Source organism: Mesorhizobium sp. M1E.F.Ca.ET.041.01.1.1 (assembly GCF_003997355.1).
GTDB lineage: Bacteria > Pseudomonadota > Alphaproteobacteria > Rhizobiales > Rhizobiaceae > Mesorhizobium.
In genome coordinates, this window is sequence record NZ_RZSL01000709.1 from 1 (window position 1) to 2,686 (window position 2,686).

4 protein-coding genes are annotated in these 2,686 nt (G+C 65.2%); 2 read left to right on the plus strand and 2 right to left on the minus strand.

Annotated elements, in window-relative coordinates:
• Window positions 1–156 (plus strand): CsbD family protein (locus tag EOA38_RS32935; protein WP_145966184.1); only part of this gene is annotated, 156 nt, incomplete at its 5' end.
• A 15-nt stretch (window positions 157–171) separates the two neighbouring features.
• On the opposite strand, the gene EOA38_RS32940 is transcribed toward EOA38_RS32935, so the two are convergent.
• The gene (locus EOA38_RS32940) at window positions 172–1,305 is read right to left on the minus strand and encodes a metallophosphoesterase (protein WP_189350713.1); all 1,134 of its coding nucleotides are present in this window, start codon (window positions 1,303–1,305) and stop codon (window positions 172–174) included.
• Window positions 1,306–1,450: 145 nt separating this feature from the next.
• Here EOA38_RS32940 and EOA38_RS32945 point away from each other — a divergent pair, with 145 nt between their 5' ends.
• Complete coding sequence (locus EOA38_RS32945) at window positions 1,451–2,044, plus strand: hypothetical protein (protein ID WP_127301198.1); 594 nt, start codon at window positions 1,451–1,453, stop codon at window positions 2,042–2,044.
• A 223-nt stretch (window positions 2,045–2,267) separates the two neighbouring features.
• Here the strand turns inward: EOA38_RS32945 and EOA38_RS32955 are convergent.
• Window positions 2,268–2,686: TetR family transcriptional regulator C-terminal domain-containing protein (locus EOA38_RS32955; RefSeq protein WP_189435081.1), on the minus strand; the 419-nt coding region annotated here is incomplete at its 5' end.

The following is a 2,686-nucleotide window of genomic DNA, read 5'->3' on the forward strand; positions in this document are numbered from 1 at the left end:
GGCTTGGCCAAGCAGGTCAAAGGTTCGGTCCGGCTAACGATAGGCAAGGCCACCGGAAACCGTGTGATGCAAATCAGGGGCATGGCGGACAAGTCTGCGGGCCAGGTGCAGAAGGCCTGTGGCGACATGAAAGCCATGCTCAAAAAAGCGATGTGATTGGCAGGCCCGCGGTCACGTCTCAAACGTCTTCGCAAAGGCGTTGGTGAAGACGACCTCGCCATGGTCGCCGGCCGCCTCGCCCAGGAGCACATCCATATTGTCGTCAGTCACCCGCGCCAGCGCGAAACCGCCCATATAGGCCGCCTTCGGCTTGACGAGGTCGAGCCCGTCGCGCTGGTAGATCATCGGCACTTCGTGCTGATGGCCGTGGAAGACGGCGATGACATTGTAGCCCTTCAGCGCGGCCACCAGCGCCTGGCGGTCGGCCTCGCCCCACCAGTGCGGGCCGCCTGTGCCGCCGTCGTCGTAAATGCGTTTTGCCGGATCCCAGCGCTCCGTCGAAAAAGTGTCCCAGCCATAATGCTGGAACAGGATCACCGGGCGGCCGTCGCCGGCATAGGTCGCCAGATCCTGCTTCAGCCACGGCAGGCTGCTCATCGCGCCATGGCCGGTGTCGCCGGCGAAACGATGCGTCTGGACGAGATGCAGGCCGCCCCAGTCCCAGGAATAGCAGTCGGTGTCGACGTCGTACTCGGTTGCCGGCACCGGCGGCTTGAAGAACACGCCGGGGCGATGGTTGACCTCGACATAGTCGCGCAACTCGCGCCGGTACCAGTCGACATGCGGCGGCGAGCCGTTCTGGTCGAGGTCGTGATTGCCGAGGCCGACATAGACCGGAATGTGGACGCGGTCCGGCCCGATGCCTTGCTGGTAGCGCTGGCTGAACTGCAGGAGTTGCGTGCCTTCGCTGGGCTCGGTGACCTGGCCGCCGCCATCGTCGGTGATGTCGCCGCCGGTGACGAGGCCGAGCGGCGTGCCGATGCGTGTGCCGGCCGAATGCAGGCCGGTTGCGACACCGCCGATCTCGACCGGCCATTTCTTGTCGGCGATCGCATTCAGCGCCGCGACGTTGCGCAGAAGTGCGGCGTCGGTCTTGCCCTCCTGCGCGCAATGCGGGCTGAGCCCGCTCGCCATGCGGCAGGCATGGATGTCGGCGATGAACAGGAAGGTTGCGTCGATCGGCTGGATGCGCCGGCCGGTCTGGGCGAAGGCCGAGCGCGGCAGGGCGCAAGTCGCGGCAAGGCCAGCCGCCAGGCCCAGGAAATCGCGGCGGGACAAGAATGCCGAGGACAGGCGATCCATCATCGCTCGATTGAACATTTTCAGCGCCCCATCGTCCAGATCGGCGGTCCATGGACTTTTCAAGCCTTGGTTGAATCGTGAAGGGCGCTTGGGTCGACAGCGCGGCGAGGGTCTGTCATTCCTTCCAGAACGCATCCTGGAGGACGGCATGAAACCCATGACGACCGGTATGGCGCTCGCCATGCTGACCCTCGCCGGCACCGCCGAGGCTGCCGACTGCGTCGACGCCAAGTCCGCCAAGGCCGGCTTCGTGCTGGAGAAGTCCGGCATCCGCAGCGAGTTCCGGCCGGCGCCGGGCGGCATGGTCGCTGTCGCCAACAACTACCAGTCGCAATCGCCGCAGACGCAATATCTCTATGCCGGGCTGATCGAGGTCTTCCGCGACAGCGAAACGGGCCGATTGTCGATGATCCCGCTCGGCGACATCAAGAAACTGTTTCCGCTGAAGGCCGGCGCCAGGAGCAAGACGGAGTTCGTGCGGCTGTCGGCGAAGAAGGCACCCAAGGGCACCGAAACGCTGGCTTTGGCCGTCAGGGGCAAGGAGACCTACAAGCTCGGTGACTGCAAATACAACGTCCTGGCGGTGAGCGAGACGCTTACCGGCGATACCGGCGCGGTAATCGACACATTCACCGCGCTCTATTCGCCGGACCTTCAGGCGGTGCTGGCGCGGCGCTATGACGAGGGCACAAGCGCGCAAAGCGGGGTGGGGTTCGAGACGATCAAGCCGCTGAAGGAGTAGTGCCGGCTTTCTTTAGGTCTCAAGCGAAGGCGATCCTTCACACCCCCCTCTGTCCTGCCGGCCATCTCCCCCGCAAGGGGGGAGATCAGCTGTTTTCGACGCTTTCGCCAATCGCCAACGCTGCAGGAAAAGTGCCGCCGGCCAAGCTGCCAATCTCCCCCTTGCGGGGGAGATGGCCGGCAGGCCAGAGGGGGGTGCTGTCCCGCTAACGTTCCTGAATCGTCTATCGCAGCAACATCCTACGGCGTCGCTTCCCTGTCAGTCGGCCTAGCGATGGCTGGAGGCCTTCCAACCCCTTCAAACATTCCCGCAGCACACCCGCATCCTGCGCGGTCTTGGCCATCGACATGGCGCCGGAATAAACCGCTACCGCAAGTACCGCGAAGCGGTCGGGATCGGTGCCGTCCTCCCCGCCGGCTTGCTGATCGGCCCGCGCTTTGTCGGCGATCGCCCGTCGCCAGCCGGCAAAAATCCCCGCAAGGGCCGTTCGGAAATCGGCGTCGGCGAGCGACAGTTCGTGCGCCAGATTGTTGAGCGGGCAGCCGCGCACATAGCCCTGCCGTTCCAGTTCCGCCGCCACCGCCTCGAACACGGCGCGCACGCCCTCACGCGCCGACGACGCCGCCCGCACCGGAGCGATCC